Annotated in this window: 24 protein-coding genes and 1 pseudogene; 5 read left to right on the top strand and 20 right to left on the bottom strand. The window is 38.1% G+C overall.

The annotated features are described in order from the left end of the window. Positions 1-79: 79 nt before the first annotated feature. The 7 genes and pseudogenes from AB5706_RS10000 to AB5706_RS09970 form a co-directional block, all read right to left on the bottom strand. Complete coding sequence (locus tag AB5706_RS10000) at positions 80-349, bottom strand: ArsR/SmtB family transcription factor (RefSeq protein WP_148463117.1); 270 nt, start codon at positions 347-349, stop codon at positions 80-82. A gap of 135 nt (positions 350-484) precedes the next feature. Beyond that, the gene (locus AB5706_RS09995) at positions 485-1,738 is read right to left on the bottom strand and encodes an ATP-binding protein (RefSeq protein WP_148463136.1); all 1,254 of its coding nucleotides are present in this window, start codon (positions 1,736-1,738) and stop codon (positions 485-487) included. Positions 1,739-1,907: 169 nt separating this feature from the next. Further along, positions 1,908-2,184, bottom strand: a pseudogene (locus AB5706_RS09990) (SDR family oxidoreductase); the annotation flags it as partial. A gap of 90 nt (positions 2,185-2,274) precedes the next feature. Then, the gene (locus tag AB5706_RS09985) at positions 2,275-2,616 is read right to left on the bottom strand and encodes an arsenate reductase family protein (protein WP_148463118.1); all 342 of its coding nucleotides are present in this window, start codon (positions 2,614-2,616) and stop codon (positions 2,275-2,277) included. A gap of 67 nt (positions 2,617-2,683) precedes the next feature. Further along, positions 2,684-3,094 (bottom strand): peptide deformylase, encoded by a 411-nt coding sequence (locus tag AB5706_RS09980; protein WP_117990283.1) that lies wholly within the window; start codon positions 3,092-3,094, stop codon positions 2,684-2,686. A 20-nt stretch (positions 3,095-3,114) separates the two neighbouring features. Then, positions 3,115-3,330 (bottom strand): hypothetical protein, encoded by a 216-nt coding sequence (locus tag AB5706_RS09975; RefSeq protein WP_118577842.1) that lies wholly within the window; start codon positions 3,328-3,330, stop codon positions 3,115-3,117. 293 nt (positions 3,331-3,623) lie between these two features. Further along, the gene (locus AB5706_RS09970; protein WP_148463119.1) at positions 3,624-3,875 is read right to left on the bottom strand and encodes a hypothetical protein; all 252 of its coding nucleotides are present in this window, start codon (positions 3,873-3,875) and stop codon (positions 3,624-3,626) included. Positions 3,876-4,255: 380 nt separating this feature from the next. Here AB5706_RS09970 and AB5706_RS09965 point away from each other — a divergent pair, with 380 nt between their 5' ends. Beyond that, positions 4,256-4,771 carry a helix-turn-helix domain-containing protein gene (locus AB5706_RS09965; RefSeq protein WP_173717405.1) on the top strand — a complete coding sequence of 172 codons (516 nt, stop codon included), beginning with the start codon at positions 4,256-4,258 and terminating at the stop codon, positions 4,769-4,771. A gap of 52 nt (positions 4,772-4,823) precedes the next feature. On the opposite strand, the gene AB5706_RS09960 is transcribed toward AB5706_RS09965, so the two are convergent. The 4 genes from AB5706_RS09960 to AB5706_RS09945 form a co-directional block, all read right to left on the bottom strand. Further along, positions 4,824-5,240 carry a hypothetical protein gene (locus AB5706_RS09960; RefSeq protein ID WP_173719342.1) on the bottom strand — a complete coding sequence of 139 codons (417 nt, stop codon included), beginning with the start codon at positions 5,238-5,240 and terminating at the stop codon, positions 4,824-4,826. Positions 5,241-5,516: 276 nt separating this feature from the next. After that, entirely contained in the window at positions 5,517-5,645 is a 129-nt protein-coding gene (locus AB5706_RS09955) for a hypothetical protein (protein WP_267904431.1), read from the bottom strand. Between the two features lie 90 nt (positions 5,646-5,735). Continuing rightward, a complete protein-coding gene (locus tag AB5706_RS09950) occupies positions 5,736-5,954 on the bottom strand; it encodes an aspartate dehydrogenase (RefSeq protein ID WP_118512505.1) in 219 nt (72 codons plus the stop codon). A gap of 46 nt (positions 5,955-6,000) precedes the next feature. Next, positions 6,001-6,471: an LURP-one-related/scramblase family protein gene (locus AB5706_RS09945; protein ID WP_173770552.1), complete on the bottom strand. Its 471-nt coding sequence runs from the start codon at positions 6,469-6,471 to the stop codon at positions 6,001-6,003. Between the two features lie 559 nt (positions 6,472-7,030). Here AB5706_RS09945 and AB5706_RS09940 point away from each other — a divergent pair. Further along, positions 7,031-7,267 (top strand): DUF6061 family protein, encoded by a 237-nt coding sequence (locus AB5706_RS09940; RefSeq protein WP_008373065.1) that lies wholly within the window; start codon positions 7,031-7,033, stop codon positions 7,265-7,267. Between the two features lie 180 nt (positions 7,268-7,447). Here the strand turns inward: AB5706_RS09940 and AB5706_RS09935 are convergent, their stop codons facing one another. The 8 genes from AB5706_RS09935 to AB5706_RS09900 form a co-directional block, all read right to left on the bottom strand. Further along, positions 7,448-8,596, bottom strand: coding sequence for an FtsX-like permease family protein (locus AB5706_RS09935; RefSeq protein WP_173770551.1), 1,149 nt, complete (start codon positions 8,594-8,596; stop codon positions 7,448-7,450). A 4-nt stretch (positions 8,597-8,600) separates the two neighbouring features. Continuing rightward, the gene (locus AB5706_RS09930; protein WP_015517697.1) at positions 8,601-9,293 is read right to left on the bottom strand and encodes an ABC transporter ATP-binding protein; all 693 of its coding nucleotides are present in this window, start codon (positions 9,291-9,293) and stop codon (positions 8,601-8,603) included. Then, a complete protein-coding gene (locus tag AB5706_RS09925) occupies positions 9,286-9,867 on the bottom strand; it encodes a TetR/AcrR family transcriptional regulator (RefSeq protein ID WP_173770550.1) in 582 nt (193 codons plus the stop codon). Before AB5706_RS09925 ends, AB5706_RS09930 begins: the two co-directional genes overlap by 8 nt. A 375-nt stretch (positions 9,868-10,242) precedes the next feature. Then, entirely contained in the window at positions 10,243-10,953 is a 711-nt protein-coding gene (locus AB5706_RS09920) for a DUF6040 family protein (protein WP_173770549.1), read from the bottom strand. Further along, positions 10,931-12,652, bottom strand: a complete 1,722-nt coding sequence (locus AB5706_RS09915) for a MobA/MobL family protein (RefSeq protein WP_173770548.1) — start codon at positions 12,650-12,652, stop codon at positions 10,931-10,933. Before AB5706_RS09915 ends, AB5706_RS09920 begins: the two co-directional genes overlap by 23 nt. Beyond that, positions 12,628-12,933 (bottom strand): hypothetical protein, encoded by a 306-nt coding sequence (locus AB5706_RS09910; protein WP_005345966.1) that lies wholly within the window; start codon positions 12,931-12,933, stop codon positions 12,628-12,630. The genes AB5706_RS09915 and AB5706_RS09910 overlap by 25 nt, the downstream gene beginning before the upstream one ends. Then, positions 12,933-13,247 (bottom strand): relaxasome subunit MobC, encoded by a 315-nt coding sequence (locus AB5706_RS09905; RefSeq protein WP_173770547.1) that lies wholly within the window; start codon positions 13,245-13,247, stop codon positions 12,933-12,935. Before AB5706_RS09905 ends, AB5706_RS09910 begins: the two co-directional genes overlap by 1 nt. A gap of 144 nt (positions 13,248-13,391) precedes the next feature. Further along, positions 13,392-13,622: a helix-turn-helix domain-containing protein gene (locus AB5706_RS09900; protein ID WP_003505382.1), complete on the bottom strand. Its 231-nt coding sequence runs from the start codon at positions 13,620-13,622 to the stop codon at positions 13,392-13,394. A gap of 174 nt (positions 13,623-13,796) precedes the next feature. Here AB5706_RS09900 and AB5706_RS09895 point away from each other — a divergent pair, with 174 nt between their 5' ends. Together AB5706_RS09895 and AB5706_RS09890 are read left to right on the top strand one after the other, a co-directional pair. Next, a complete protein-coding gene (locus AB5706_RS09895; RefSeq protein WP_015520978.1) occupies positions 13,797-14,426 on the top strand; it encodes a helix-turn-helix domain-containing protein in 630 nt (209 codons plus the stop codon). Positions 14,427-14,512: 86 nt separating this feature from the next. Further along, positions 14,513-15,808: a tyrosine-type recombinase/integrase gene (locus tag AB5706_RS09890; protein WP_173770546.1), complete on the top strand. Its 1,296-nt coding sequence runs from the start codon at positions 14,513-14,515 to the stop codon at positions 15,806-15,808. 166 nt (positions 15,809-15,974) lie between these two features. On the opposite strand, the gene AB5706_RS09885 is transcribed toward AB5706_RS09890, so the two are convergent. Continuing rightward, entirely contained in the window at positions 15,975-16,307 is a 333-nt protein-coding gene (locus tag AB5706_RS09885; protein ID WP_008373705.1) for a winged helix-turn-helix transcriptional regulator, read from the bottom strand. Positions 16,308-16,449: 142 nt separating this feature from the next. On the opposite strand from AB5706_RS09885, the gene AB5706_RS09880 reads away from it, so the two are divergent. Then, complete coding sequence (locus tag AB5706_RS09880) at positions 16,450-16,803, top strand: cupin domain-containing protein (RefSeq protein WP_004614173.1); 354 nt, start codon at positions 16,450-16,452, stop codon at positions 16,801-16,803. Positions 16,804-17,179: the final 376 nt, after the last annotated feature.

The raw sequence follows: 17,179 nt of genomic DNA, 5'->3' as shown, positions 1-17,179 counted from the left end.
CCACTTAATGCCATAACAGGAAGATCCTAAGAAATTTCATAATAACGGTATTCTGCCTTTTGCATTCTTCTTTCATTTCCTACCTTCCCAAAGCTTCAACAAATGAACTTGCCGCTCTTATTACTTTTTTGTTCAGAGAATAATAATGCCACTTGCCTTCCTTACGGTCATTTACAATCCCACAGTTAACCAATATTTTCATGTGATGTGATAAAGTAGGCTGCGTGATATTGAATTTATCCAGAATCTTACATCCGCATTTTTCTCCGTCTGACAGCATCTGAACAATCTCCAGTCTATTTGTATCTGATAATGCTTTACATATTAGTATCATATCCTTTGCTTCCATTTTCGCCGCCTCACATAGATAATCATCTATACATCAAATTACCATACGCATAGATGCTTGTCAATGTCCTAAAAAGCACAAAATCATAATAAAACTATCTCCATGACTTCCGATTTAATTTATCTATATCCAATGTCAAAACTCTAAACTATCTGCGTCCAAAAGGAAATACTTCATTCCCATGATGACAAATCCCTCATCATTTCTCCAAGGCTTTTTGCTGCCATTTACAATAACAACCTTCTTGAAAGAGTCCGGGATATTACGCAGAGAATTGAACTCCTGAGTCTGCTTTTCTTCTGAAGTCATGTCATAAGCAACCTGGATGTAGTATCTCTGATTGCCTTGGTTAACTACAAAATCAACTTCCAACTGCTTACGTACACGCTTGCCCTCTTTATCTTTATCAAAGATCTGCACAACACCCACATCAACATTGTAGCCACGAATCAGTAGCTCGTTATAAACAATGTTCTCCATGATATGAGTAGGCTCCTGTTGCCTGAAATTCAAACGGGCATTTCTCAGACCCAGATCGGTAAAGTAGTATTTCATATTTGCACCGATATACTTTCTGCCCTTAATATCGTATCGGCTTGCTTTAGAAATCAAAAACGCATCTGCCAAATAGTCGATATGATTGGAAATCGTTTTGTTTGTATAACTCATCTGACGCTCACTGGCAAAGGTATTAGCAATCTTTGAAGGGTTGGTCAGTGCACCGATTGCAGATGCAAGCACATCAACCAGAATGCCAATTTCATCCACATTTTGGATCTTGTTTCTTTCAATTACGTCCTTCAGATAAACATTTGCAAAGATATTTTTCAGGTAATCTGCCTTCTGTCGTTCGCTCTGTAAACCTACGACCTGCGGCAATCCTCCATAGGTCATGTAGTCATCCCATGCATCGTCGTAATCACCTTTATAGACAGAATAAAACTCTGCAAAAGAGAGGGGATAGATTCTGATCTCATCACCTCTGCCACGAAACTCGGTCACAATGTCGCTGGACAAGAACTTAGAATTGCTTCCGGTGACATACACATCAATGTTGCTCATGCGGAGCAGGCTATTCAGCACTTCCTCAAATCGTGGCATGAACTGTACTTCATCCAGAAGAAGATAATACTTATCATCATCCTTCATGGCATCTTTGATGTACTTAAAGCACACCTTGGGATCTCTTAATTCCTCATTCTCAATACCATCCAAGGCAATCTCAATAATATGATCGGCAGCAACACCATTCTCCTGTAAATATCTCTTGAAAATATTAAACAGCAAAAAAGATTTGCCGCATCTACGAATACCGGTAATCACCTTTATCATTCCATTATCTTTTCGCATGGTCAACTGCTGTAGATAAGCATCTCTTTTAATTTCTATCATTATATTCCTCAATTCCGTGCTTTTACACACTTTTTAGTAATAATATTCTATCATAGAACAATCTGAGCTTCAATATCTATTCCCATCTTATGTGTATCCGCACATTTTTATGTAATATAAGATAAATATCTTTTCATTTTTTTGATTGCAGTGTCAAAATCGACTACTAAATCATTTGTTTTGTCATACCACCGTCAATACAAATGTTTTCACCTGTGATAAAGCCTGCTTTTTCAGAGCAAAGGAACAATACCATATTGGCAATATCCATAGGATTTCCGACACGATGAACCGGCTGCTGCAGTGTAACTTTCTGTTTGCGGCTGACTCATACGGTCACGGGAAGATGAAATATTAACAATGGCAGCTCCTTCAGAGAAATATGGCTGAAATAGTTTTGCCAGATAAAATGGTGCCGTAACCGATACAAATACTCTGCTGTTTCCAAATTTACATTTTCCCGTTTAAAATGCTGGACTACATCACCAATATGAAATCTACATTCTTCCATTAGCTGCCTATCCTCCGATCTCTTACTTCCACGCTTTCCAGATATCCGGCTGATATCCAAGAGTGGATTGTTTTCCATTACGAACCACCGGTGTTTTAATCACCTGCGGGTTTTCCAGTACCTTCTCAAATTTATCTTCCTCTGCAATGTATTTAATAAGCGCAAGCAGATCCTTATCCTTGCCCTCCCAGTTGATCATATTTTCCAGTCCACCATTTGCCTGGGCAACCGAATTAAATTCGCCCTTACTCATGCCCTTTTCTTTCATATCAATAAACTGAAACTTAATCCCACGTTCTTTAAAGAAACGTTCTGCTTTCTTTGTATCATTACACTTCTTTGTTCCAAAAATCTGTATATTCAAATTATTTCTCCTTGTCCATCGCCATATGTATCATTTTGTAAAGCGGACATTCCAGGTCCGCATTCAGTTATATTATCTTTCCAGACAAATGATCAATTTCATGCTGGCAGATCTGAGCCGTCCATCCGGACAGCTTCTGCCGCTGTTTTTTCCAGTTGAAATCATAATACTCTACTTCTATTTCCTGGTACCGGGTCGTCTTACGAACACCATCTAAGGATAAACAGCCTTCTTCTGTCTCATACATGTCACGTTTTGAAACAATCACCGGATTGAACATCACAACATCTATGAAGCCCATATTTACAATGATGATATTCTTCTTTACACCAATCATGTTTGCCGCCATACCCACACAACGCTCCCGGTTCGCCTGCAGCGTATCCTGCAGGTCTTTTCCAACTTGGATATCTGCTTTCGTGGCCGGTTCGGATGGTTGGCCTAAAAAGAAAACGTCTCTTACAATTTGCTTTACCATTTACTTTCTCCCTGTAGCTTTCATTCTGCTTTTTCCAATTTATTATTTACATCGAGACAAACTTTGTCTCCTTCATTGATATTACGCTCATAGAGCTTGGCATCCTCTGCTTTTACTGTCACTTCTTTTCCAGAAGAATCCACAAGAGTCACTAGTGCCATGACTGGTGCATCATCCAGTCGTTCTTCACAACCAAAATCCAGGTCTTCATCGATTCGTTTTACTGTATACATCATACTTTAATTCCTCTTGAGATAATATTAAGAATCAGTATTCTACATACCTTTTCCGACTTTCCACCACTTCATCTTCCGTTACAGCCATCCTTACATTGCCATCGTTATAAAATCCATATAAAATAGACAAGAGGTACAATTTAAACCTCTTGTTCATTATTATACCTTACATGTAATAAATTGTCATAAATAACTTTCCGTATTTTGTTGCTTTCCTTGTTTCTTCCCATCAGCCAAAGCAAATAGCCGAGACCCTAATCAGCCTCAGCTATTCTAAACTATATCATTCAGTTTCAAAAATCAAACTCATCCGGATCCAGTCCTGCATCTTCCAAAACTTCTCTTCTTTCATCCGGATCCATAAATTCCAACTCATCATAATCCAGCCCTGCATCCGCAAAAGTATCGATCTCATCGTCGTCATCAAAGATACTTTTTTCATCATCCTTCATCATTTCGTCCATGAACTGAAACTGTGCAGCACGTTCCCAACTATCCAATTTCCCGTCTCTGTTAAAATCAAACATCTTATCAAATCCAAACATGATTTTTCCTCCCTTAATCTTCCATAAACTCGAAATACTCTTGCTCACTGGCAAATAAAATGTATTTGCCTTCTACATATCCCATATATCCGTTGCTTGTTTCATAACCTTTCATTTGCCAGTCCTCCTTGGATTTTTCTTCTTTTTTGATGTTATCATCTTACAATAAATGGCTGTACAAAAATCCCGACAACCAACCGGCTAAACTTCCTTGAGCATTCTTTGATATAAACCCTAAAATGATAATTTTACAAAGTCTATTACTTGTTGTTAGTTCATAATTTATGTATAATAAAATTCATATAAGAAATACACGCTCAGCATGCAGCCTGGAACATAGATGCTCTGCATGTTTGGCGATATACGGGGAGGAAATTCTCATGGGTAAACAATCCACCAGGGAAAACAAAACAATTTACCAGCTTTACCGAGAAGCGGCAGGACTTACAAGAGCAGAGGCCAGTGAAAAAATGGATGCTGTCTCTGATTCAAAAATTGAAAAATTTGAATATGAAACACAAGAACCTACGCCTTATGATATCCTCCAAATGGCAGATGCCTATAAAAGACCAGATCTTTGCAATTATTATTGCTCTCACAAATGCGAAATCGGCCATCGTTATGTTCCAGAAGTAGAAGTGACCGATCTGTCAAATATCATTTTGGAGACAATTGCCAGTCTGAATGAAATCAATCCTCTTACCGGTCGTCTGATCCAGATTGCCCGTGACGGTAAGATCAGCGATGATGAAATGAAAGATTTTGCTTATATTAGTAAAAAACTTGATGAAATTTCTTTAGCCATAGACTCTTTGAATCTTTGGGTAGATAAGACAGCCGGAGAACAGGGGCTTAATCTTGAGCTCTTAAATGCCGAAAAAGAAAAATTAAAATAAGCCATAACTCGACGAAAGGCAATGAACCATTTCTGACTCATTGCCTTTTACATTACATACGCTGTAATTGATTGACGATACTTTCTGTTCTTCGAATAGCTTCTTCTACCTGTCTTTTTGCATTATTGATTCGATCCTGGACCACCCAGTCCACAACAAAACCATCAAAGAAATAATCCGCAAAAGAAAGAAAATCTCCAGTATCGATATTCAAGTTACATGCCATATTTACATCATTTAATTCTCTACTGAAATTACGAAGATCATACTTTGCCTGTTCCATATTCCGTTTGGCCTGATCCATTCTAGAATGTTTTAGCATCGTAGTAAAAAAACCACCGCCAAACATATCTACCAGGCCCCAATTCTTTGCACTGTTTAAATTATCTTTTGCTGCCTGAAGACTGTTCAACGCTCTACTCCCAGCTTCAATTGCTTCTCTTTTTTCTTTTTCAATATCATATCCCATTCGTTTTCTTCCTCCTGATCCATTATGAATGTGACGTCACCAATGCTATAATGCCAGCGACAATCAACAATGGAAAAGCAATGTACATCAGTCCACCTATAACCATACCAATCAATATCACCGGAAAGAAAATAACTGTACAAAGTAATTTCATAATTCCCCAGGATGCTCTTAATCCGAAAATAAAAAATTTTCCTACAAACCAAATTATACAAATTGTAAATAATAACGATAACATTTTTTTCTCCTTCTGAAACTCATTCTGATATGTGTCTTTCATTTATTCTGCTCTTTTTCTGCTAAATATTCAGATGTGTTCTTTATACCAAGCTTATTACTGAATGCCGGGTTTTTCTCCATCTTTTCTATTATCCGGATTAATCGAATTCTCTGTGCTGCTTCCATCTGATCACCCCATTTACATTCTGCTTTTTTGTTGATATTGTCACTATAACAAATTTATTTTTCACAATACACATCCACCTTATCCAACGTCTAATATTCTTTTGCAATTTTCTCTGTTATCTCATATATCTCTTTGAATTTTTCTAAGTCCTCCGGCGATCTGATCAGCATGATTTCTTCGATTTTTCCGGTCCGTATATCTTTGAACCCTGCTACTTCTTCTCCAGTACAAATGCTTGCACGAATAACTGGTTTCATATGTTCTCGGTCATATGTTTTTTTCACGATTTTCTTTTTGAATAATCCCATGCTACCTCCCCCATCCCCGAATATCTTCGGTAATAAGATCAACTTTTTAATTCCTAGAACATTTTTCCGCATCAATCGCAAGTACAAACATCAGCGCATCCAACGCATTTCCTGGATCCTGAACATCAATAACATATGTATCAGTCATATGAAACAGTTCTTTACTAACCCGTGCAATTGAATAACCGCTTCGATCAAGAATGCTATAGTCCCATTCCATAAAGGTTCCATCAATATGCCATCCATTGTAATCAATATTATAATGTGGCGTCAGAAATGAGAATTCTTTGCTCAGGCATCCAATATAACTGCCATTTTTATAAATCTCAAATTTAGGAAGAAAAGTAAGTACTTTCTGAACAACCATTCCTACTTCATTTCCATAGGCATCATAAATTACAAGTTTATGTCCCCATGACAACTGACCTTTTACTACATAAACAGTGTTGCCTGCTTCATCATAGATATCATAGCTGTCAAACCATGAAAACAGCCTTTGTTTAAATAATAGCTTCATAACTTTTCACCGCTCTCTCCAACAGATATAATTGGTTCTTTATAAGTACCATAATACCATGCCGGAACACCTTAAAAAATATGTAAATCGAAGAATTAGCTCATCTTATTTCACAGATTATGATAAAACACATATTACCAGCTATAAATCTCTACTTGTTCCCAAAAACATATAAAAAAGACCATCTACTGCTTGTTTACGGTAAATGATCTTTTCATTGCAACATTTAATTAAATATCATACTGAGCCGCTTGTCGTCCCTGCAAACTGGAATTGAGATTTCATGTATTCCAAGGAATTTAATAATTGTTATATTTTATTATCAAATATCTCTCAAGCCCTTGAAAACACTAAGTTTATCGCAGGTGAGCTTTCCCTTATTGTTTCCCTTGTATTATATTGTCCCACCAGTGTTTACGAACTCTGATAAGGGCAAATACAAGGGCAAGAAAATCCTATAAAACAGTATAACACAAAATTAAAACGACATGGTGAACTGATTGAAATGCTTCTATTTTTTTAACAAATGATTGATTGAACGATAAGGAGATTTGATACGATGAGAACGATATTTGCAGAATACAATCCACACAGAAACAGCATTGATGTATATACCAGTGCTGGCTATATGCTCCGCATTGACTGCTGGGAAGCAGAAAAGAATTTAAAAACAACACCTGGATCAGATTGTGCATTAAATGCACTTGCTATTGATGAACCACTTGAATATGCAAGATTGTATCTTGATGGAACGATGCAAATGTGGGTAGATGCGGAAGATTCCTTAGAAATTTAATTCAAAGATAAATAAGGGACAAATAACCCTTTTAGATTTATTTGTCCCTATTATTCTATATTTTTTCACTTCTGACAATGCAGATGAAACTTTTAAATTTGGTATTTTCCAGTATCATTGTTCAGTTTTTTTCACCAGACAGGGCACTGTATCCATATTGTTTGTATGTATTTTCCCCTGTTACTCAATCATAATTTCCTTGATAGAAATCTTCTTAATTTTTTCAGAATATATATACATCATAATTTCATAAATCGTGATAAAACAAGCAAGAGAAATAAGCATAGTAGGAAAGTCAAATTTATACGTAGGTACACCCTCGACATCCTTAAATACAATATCCACCATAAGCCGAAGCAATCCATACTGATATACTGTTCCGATTATAAAACCAATATAGGACAGCGGTCTGTATCCTCCTAAAATTGCCCTGCAACATTCTTTCTGTGAATAGCCGAATACTCTCATCATAGCAATAGTTTTTGTATTTCCGTTTATTACTGTAGTTATAGCAAGAAACAGAGTTGTAAACGCTAATACAAGTCCGATGACCAACATCATCACACCCATCATTTCACTTGATAAATCTTTCATACTAAACGACATTTGTGTCATAGCTGAAAAGCAAAACGAAGCAAAAATAATGAAGAATACAAGTGCCTTTTTAGATTTCAAGGTATTCCTTTTCAAATACTCTACAAACGACAATTCACTGCTTTTTTCGATTCTATGATTTGGTGTTTTAGAAGCAGTTTGCATATTATCTTTCAAAAGCAGCAACACAGGTTTTTTGAATTTGTACCAGGCATAATAAACTGAAAGTGCCGAAAAACACACAGTCGGCAATACCACAAAATAAAATAAAATGCTTGGATGAAAATTGATAGTTATCTCAGGAAGCATTTTATCTTCATTTTGTAGAGCGTAAAACCACGGCATTATAAGAAATGCTCCTGCATATCCGGTTACAGTTCCAATAAATATACTAATTCCGAATACCCAAAAGCTTTTTGCAATTTTGATATTTGAATATCCCAACGCCTTTAATATCCCAAGTTCCTTCTTATGCGTGTCAATATAATGCTTAATATAAAACAACAACATAACAATCGCAGTTAAAAGCAAGCATCCGCCACTTACAAGGCAAACGACTTTTGCGGTAGAAACCTGAGCATTATAAAAAAACATTGATAATTCAGATGTAATTTCACTCTCAATTAATCGAATATCAAAATAAAAGTTCAGAAACATTGTACAAACAAGAACAGCACAACAGGCTATAATGGAAATACCGATGAGTTTTGAAATATTTTTTATTCCAACGAGCATACCATCACCACCCTATCTCATAAGCAGTCTTTTGTGCTTCATTTGTGTAAATTTCAGATATTTTTCCGCTATTCATTTTTATAACTGTGTTTGCCATTTCCGCAATATTCAAATTGTGCGTTACCATTACAATCGTAAAACCATATTCCTTTTGAAGTTTACATATATAATCAAGAACCTGTCGTCCTGTTTGTTCGTCTAATGCTCCTGTCGGTTCGTCAAGAAATAATACTCTCGGTCTTTTTGCCAAAGCTCTTGCAATAGATACTCTTTGCTGTTCGCCACCCGAAAGTTCGCTGGGATATTTATGTAGTTTTTCTCCGAGTCCAACCGCTCTAATGACGTTTTTATAATCTTTATTATTTGCTAAATCAGCACCCATTTTTACATTTTTATCAACGCTCATATTGGGTAGCAAATAATACTGCTGAAAAATAAATCCGACATTTTCCTTACGAAATGAAGTTAATTCATTATCAGAAAGTGCTGTAATATCCTTTCCGTCATAAAACACTTTACCGCTGTCAGGGCGTTCAAGACCTGAAATTACATTCAAAAAGGTTGACTTGCCAGAACCAGATGCGCCGAGAATAACCACAAAATCATTATCCTCAATATCAAGACTGATGTCCTTTAATACTTGGAATCGGCTTTCTCCGTTTTGGTAGGATTTTATTATATTTCTCGCTTTAATCATTATTTTCTCCTTCCTTCAGCTTTTTCAAAATACTCATACATACCTCAGTAATCATTATACTGATTTCTTCGTCTGTAAATCGGCACATTTTTGTGGCACAAAGCGTTGCAATTCCGTGTGTATATATCCAAAGATGATGATACAGTTTTTTCCCAGCTGCCTTGCAAATTTTGTAATCATCTTGAATTGACAATAGAATTTGCTCATAACTTTCATCTATCAGCGGAAGTACACCAGATAAGTCAGGAATTTGTTTTTGCTCCGTCATAAAGAGGAGTTGAAAAAGCTTAGGCTCATTAACAGCGAAGAGAATATATTGTGTACCCACCCCTTTAAACGGGGGCTCTGTTGTTAGTCCTTTATTGACATATTCTTTATACAGAGCTTTAGCAGATTTAATCATATCCTGCTGAACCTCCTCCATATTTTTAAATACAGTAAAAATGGGTCTTGCCGAACTACCGAGATATGTTCCTAACGCTCTTGAAGTCAAAGCCTCATATCCGTCTGCCCTGACAATATTTAATGCGGCTTCAATAATTTCTGCTTTTGTAAATTTGGCTTTTGGTGGCATACTTTATCTCTCCTTTTACTAAATCGCTTGTTTTAAATCAGCTGATTTAATTATAATTGAAGCCCACCTGAAAGTCAATAAGGCGGCAGAGATTAATTCCTTCAGCCTTATTGACTGCTTATGAAAAGATGATTTCTTCGTTCATAATATCCCAATTGCTACACTTTGTTGTATTGCGTTATGCGTTTTTCCAGCCCTTGCTTTTACCATTATGAACAGTCAGGGCAAGGGGAACATAGTGTGAAATCATATAAAGGGATAAAGCGAACACATTACAATGAATCCTTTGTTTTCAAAGCTTTTGTAGGATTTTATTAAAATACAAAGAGGTGTGATTAAGCACATATATAAAATTGTGTGTTTACAATCGGATTTTTAATAATATCCCCTTGTTTCCCGCCAGCCTTTTACATACCACCTGATTCCAACATATACCAGTTGCACGAATAATAAGAAAAATAGCAGATTGATCGGCAATACTGTCTTTATCCAATCTCCAAAGTAGATTGCTATTTCCATGCTTATAAGTGTTACCAGTATGGTAATCATATCCCAACAGTATTTCTTATATAGCCCTGCAATCTTTATCCCTATAAACGCTACAAGTATTCCCGCACCCACCAGACATCCACCGCAAATCAATATTCTTATCAGCCAGTATATAATTCCGGCAATGACAGGATTGGATATTCCATTACTAATCTGTGCCACATTCTTTCCTATCAGTGCAATCCAGCCAGCAATGGTCTGTACAAAAGTGGCGATTGTATCAAAGAATACCACGCAATCAGAAATAAATATTTTTGACCGTATCATCTGAAAAAGAGTAGTTGATACGGAATACCATATCAGCAGAAACATCAATGCTTCATATATAGCTGTTTTTGCTTTATATCTGCCTGCCAGTTTTTCTCTCTGTGTATCATACCTTTCCTTAGCTTTCAGATAAGCTGTCTGTTTACAATTCCCGCACTTTTGATAGAGCACCGGCTTTTCAACCGGTATTTCTACTTTTTTCTGATGGGAGAGTGCATAATCCCGTTCCTGTTCTGCCTGTCTCTGCTTATCTCGACATTCCTCTATCATGGCTTGGGCGGTGTGCGTTTTCTTTTTCTCGCTCTGCAATAATTCTTTTGTTTTCCTCAAGTCGTTCTTTAAGGCTTGAATGTTCCCGACTCTGTTCTCGCTGTTTAACCTCTCGTTCAAGGTCAGCGATTCGTCGAGCTGCATTTTCAGTTCCCGGATAGTCCGGTCTTTCTGGTCGAGTTCTTCCTGCATCTGCTCTGTCAGCAGAAGCAACTCTTCCAGTTGATCGTCGCTCTTTGAGTTTCTTAATTCGTTCATCAATCAACCTTCCTTTCTCTAATTGCTGTTCAAGTTCAGTAATTCGCTGTTCTGTTTCTGCAATAGCCGGTTCTCGCTGTTTAATTTCTGTGCCAATTCCTGCCATTGCTGATTCTCGTCTGTAAGTTGCTGTATCTGGTCTGTCTTTTCTTCCAGAAGCATCAGCAGTTCTTCTGTATCCGGCAAGATTTGAAGCAGCTCTGATAATTCTTTCTCTAATTGCTGCAATCGTTCTTCCTGCTCCTGAAAGCACATCAGCTTCTCGTCCTTTTCCTGTATCTCCTGAAGCATCTCTGCCATGATATTCTGCTGTTCCTCTATCTGTGTAATCATTGCTTCCATCATGGGAATTACTTCTTTGCTTTCTTCTAATGTCATTCAACCACTCCCTCCACATCGACAATGCACCGGATACTTTACTAAAGGTTGCAATTACCTTTTGCATCAGTGCATTTTGTTTTTTAATCATCTGGTTTTCCTCGACCTTCCATGAACCTTTCTTTATCTGTCCGGTGAGATATTTTTCCTCAATCTTTCTTGCATCCGCACCCTCATGAATCGTAGGGACTTTTAATTTGCCCTGTCTTTCATAAGAGCGGTGGTCAATCTGATTGTCTATGGATAAATGCCGGTTACACATCTTAGCCCATTCGCTTCGCCATAACTCACAATTCTTTGGATTGTTCCACCCTGTAGCATCGGTCAGAACCCGTTTCCATTGTTTTCGGTTTCTTGCCCCGACTTTCTGTACTCCGTTTTCATCAAGTACCGGAATGCGGATTCCATGCCGATCAGGATTTTTCTTATCCTGCCACCAGTCCGGGTGGGATTCATCAACCACGATATTTCCGTCAGTATCTCTGACAAAATCCCAGTCCTTGACTTCTTTGCTGCCCCATGAATGATCCAGATTGAATGGTCGCATGGTTACAAGTAAATGCACATGTGGGTTTCCATCGCCCTTATCGTGTATGCTCCAGTCGACACACATTCCCTTATCCACGAAAGTCTTTTGAATATATTCGGTTGTATAATCAATCTGTTCCTGTCTGCTCCATTCTTTCGGCAGGGAAAATTCAAATGAGCGTCCAAGCTGTGCATCTGCATTTTTTTCTATCTTCAATACCTCATTCCATAGACGCTGTTTCTGAAATGTGATTTTAAACTTTTCCAGTGCGGCATCTTTATCATCCGCTCTTTTATAACGGATAGACTGTTGAAACCTTTTTATATTTTCTTCCGGTACATGCAGCCATTCAGGAGGTGCATTTTCGCACATCATCAGACTGGTGTAGACGACTTCCTTTTTGGAAGTATAGTAACTGATTCTGCCTGTTTCCTCATTCTTCATCACATCTCCATTAAGATATGCCGATGCGGATATGACAGATTTTCCTTTACTGCGCCCGACAATCTTTACTGTAAAGTGAAATATCGCCATGATACGATTCCCCCTTTCTGCCGTATCCGGCATTGATTTCCGACAGCATCTTCTTCTGGTTTGGCAGAAGTGAAGCTGTCGGAACGCCCTCTGCGCAAGAGTGCCCCCTGCGGCATGAGCAGGTCTGGCTGAAAGCCCCGCCGACGGAACGAGCCCGGCAAGCGTAAGCGCAGACCGGTTGCCACTTGTGGCAAACTTATAAGGACGACCTCTGGTTGTCCATAAGTGCGCCCTTCATTCAAAGGCAATGAAGGGAATGGAAAAACCACTCCCTCCGCCATTACACTTCCTCCATGTCTGTAACTAATTCTTTCTGCATCGCTTTTGAGAAAAACTTCCCGTTTGTCTCCTGCCTTTTTAAGAAGCTTATCAACTTTGGTAAATCTTCCTCCTCAATCGGACAGCCAAGAACTGATTCCACCGCTCCTCCAATCTGACAAAGCCTGTGGGTTCGTTTTTTACTTTCTTCCGCTTTCTTTCTCTTTTCCAGTTCCTTCCGCTGTGCTATGAGCTTTTTTGTAGCTTCAATGCTTTCCTGTTCCTTTTTCTCTAATGCACGTAATCTTTCTTCATAAGTCTTTGTTGATTTCGCCATATCGTCTTCATCCTTTCTTTTTCCGATAAACAACAGTTCCCGGTTGCATATCAGGAGAAGCACATGGTATAATCCTCTTGCGTGTAGGTATATCATGGCTTCGGTCTGATAGAACCTTTGGCGGTTTCGTAGGAAGCCGCCTTTTTAAGTTGCCACATTTCTTGTGACAGCTTTTACATTTCCTTTATCCCTCAGATCTCGCCCCTCGTTGGCTTCCATGAACTTTTCCAGAATGTCAGTTTTAATAAGGACTTTTCTTCCGACTTTTAATACCGGAAGCTTCTTCCATTCAACCAGCTTTCTCAAAGTATTTCTGCCAATTCCTGTATAGTCGGCTGCTTCCTCGATGGATAATGCAATCTTTCTTTCCGTCATCTTGTCACCTCCTATTAAATTGCATTATGCAATTTTTGTTGTACTGTTAGTATAGCGGTTTTATATTGCGTTGTCAAGCGTTATGAAATTTTAAAATTAATCATTAGATTGCATATTGCAATTACGTGAGGTACATGCTATAATTCATACATACCGAAAAAGGAGGCAATCAGCATGAAAGATAAAGAATTACGCAAGCTGATAGGTAGCAGGGCAAAACAACGTCGTCTGGAATTAAATCTGACACAGCCTTATGTTGCAGAGAAGATGGGAGTTACCGCTTCCACAATCCTGCGTTATGAGAATGGTTCGATTGACAATACCAAAAAGATGGTGCTGGAAGGTCTTTCGGAAGCACTTCATGTATCTATTGAATGGCTCAGAGGTGAAACCGATGAATACGAAACCGATATTACGGATAAGAAAGAATTACAGATTCGTGATGCAATGGGCGATATTCTCAAACAGCTACCTCTCGACCTTAGTAAAAAGGAAGATGCTTTTTCAAAAGATTTACTGCTGTTAATGTTAAAGCAATATAACCTGTTTCTGGAATCATTCCAGTTTGCCTGCAAGAATTACAAGGGCAGCACGAATGAATCGGATATTGCAAAGGTAATGGGGTTTGAATCGAATGATGAATATAACGAGATTATGTTTCTCCGGGAGATCACCCATACTGTTAATGCCTTTAATGACATGGCAGATATTGTAAGGCTCTATTCCAAGAAACCGGAAATGGCAGAACAAAGGCTTGAAAATCTTTTATCAGAAGTTTTGTATGAAGATTCCGATTCGGTATAGAACGACAACCGGAGTTATGATATACTTACACGCAAGAAGCATTTCATCAGTTCCGATTGTCTGATATCGAAAGGAGACACACGATTATGGCAAAAGGATCTGTAAGAAAAAAAGGAAAGAAATGGTACTACCGCTTCTATGTAGAAGATGCAAGCGGCAATCTAGTTCAGAAAGAATACGCTGGAACAGAAAGCAAAAGTGAAACGGAAAAACTGCTCCGTCAGGCAATGGACGATTACGAAAGCAAAAATTTCATTGCAAAGTCGGAAAATATTACAGTTGGAGAATTACTTGATATATGGGCAGAGGAAGAATTAAAGACCGGTACTCTCAGTAATGGGACAGTCCAGAATTACCTCGGTGCAATTACCAACATCAAGAAGCATCCAATTTCAGAGAGAAAGTTGAAAAATGTAACATCTGAGCATTTACAAGCCTTCTTCGATCTGCTTTCCTTTGGTGGCACTTATCCAGATGGTTCAGAAAGAAAAGGTTACAGCAAAGATTACATTCGTTCTTTCTCGGCAGTATTACAGCAGTCATTCCGGTTTGCAGTATCACCAAAGCAATATATCACTTTCAATCCGATGCAGTATATTAAGCTGAAATACCAGACGGATGAGGTTGACCTGTTTTCTGATGATGACATGGATGGCGATATACAGCCAATTCCACGAGAGGATTATGAAAGACTGATTGAATTTCTACAGGATTACAATCCACCGGCAATACTTCCAATCCAGATAGCTTATTATACAGGACTTCGTATCGGTGAAGCCTGTGGTCTGGCATGGCAGGATGTAAATCTTGAAGAACAGTGCCTTACAATCAGACGCAGTATCCGATATGATGGTTCAAGGCACAAGAATATCATCGGACCAACCAAACGAAAAAAGGTAAGGATTGTTGATTTTGGAGATACACTGGCAGAGATTCTTCGCAATGCCCGAAAGGAACAACTTAAAAACCGAATGCAGTACGGAGAACTTTACCACAAAAACTACTACAGAGAAGTAAAAGACAAAAACAGAGTTTACTATGAGTTCTATCATCTGGACGGAACAGAGAATGTTCCAGAAGATTATAAGGAAATATCCTTTGTCTGCTTAAGACCGGATGGAAGTTTGGAACTGCCAAGCACGTTAGGAATTGTTTGCAGGAAGATTGCTCAGAAACTGGATGGATTTGAAGGATTTCATTTTCACCAGTTGCGACACACCTACACAAGCAACCTTCTGGCAAATGGAGCAGCACCAAAGGATGTGCAGGAACTGTTAGGACACTCAGATGTCAGTACCACCATGAATGTCTATGCACACTCTACAAGAAAAGCCAAGCGGGAATCTGCAAGGTTACTTGATAAGGTGGCAGGCAACGACTAAATAAAACTTTCCCTTATTTCCCTTACGATTATCTCATAAGGGCAAAAATAAGGGAAAATACATATCGTTTCGCTAATGCACAGGCTGGAAAGCCTGTAAAATAGGGAAAGTTAGAAATATATTTCGGCAAACTGGAATTGTTCGAGCTTTTCAAATACTAACGTACTTAATTCTGTTCAATAATTGATTTATAGTAGTTACCAAAGTCAGCAAGTGAATTAACAATTGGAAGCATTTTTGTTCCGAGTTCCGTTAAGCCGTATTCAACTCTCGGTGGCTGCTCATGGTAATCGTGTCGATATGCCAACCCATCACTCATCATTTGTCGTAAACTATCTGTCAAAACCTTTTGTGAAATACCATCTATACTTCGTTGTAGCTCATTGAATCTCCATGGACGCTCTTTCAAGTTACGCAAAATCAGCAGTTTCCATTTTCCTCCGATAAGAGATACTGCTGTTGCAACTGGGCATTCCGGTAATTCTTCTTTTGCTCGCATAATTCTCACCTCCGAGGCTATTGTAACACATTCGATTTTGAGTGTACAGTTACAAAAAGGTGCGTACTTGTTTTTGTATGTGTCTCACACTATACTAACACCAAGCAACCAGAAACTACAAATTAACTATGGAGGTATTATTATGGCAAATTACACAAAAACAACTATTGGAAAGGAAAACCGAATTGAGCTGCATGAAAAGTTGTCTTTAACAGGTGCAGAAATCAGTTTAAACGAACTACCTGCAGGAGCAAATGTCCCATTTGTTCATTCTCATAAAGAAAATGAAGAAATCTATGGAATTCTTTCAGGTAACGGCAAAGCCATAATTGATGGAGAAGAAATTAGCCTTTCAACTGGAGACTGGCTAAAAATCGCACCTGCTGCAAAGCGTCAGTTTTTTGCATCCGATATTTCTGGAATTACTTATATCTGCATTCAGGTAAAAGAAAATTCTCTGGAACATTTTACAGCAGAGGATGCCGTAATCGGCTAATTAAAAGTATTTATTTACAAAAATGCACAGTTCACGATAAACTAAGAACTGTGCATTTCTTTTTTGTTCAATATTACGTTTTCTCAATTTTTCAAACAAGAAGTTATCAGTGATTATCTTTTAGAAAACAGCCAACTACAGCGACGCCAAATCCAAAAACACCTAGGACATATCCCCAAAAATTATTTGTTGTCACAGCAATTTCTAAAGGTATTATTGCAATCCCCAATAACTCAATCTTAATTCCTTCTTATATGTACCATTACAATTAGGACAAGAAGCAAAATGATCAGCACTGCTATGAAAGCCAAAACTGCCATGGACTGCGGTTGCTTCGGAAATATATATTTAGTTTCTGTCATAACAAAACCCTCTC

It is taken from the genome of Ruminococcus sp. RTP21484sp1_RTP21277st1_D2_RTP21277_210401 (assembly GCF_040924225.1).
Classification (GTDB): domain Bacteria; phylum Bacillota; class Clostridia; order Lachnospirales; family Lachnospiraceae; genus Blautia_A; species Blautia_A faecis.
This window is presented reverse-complemented; position numbering and strand designations above follow the sequence as displayed.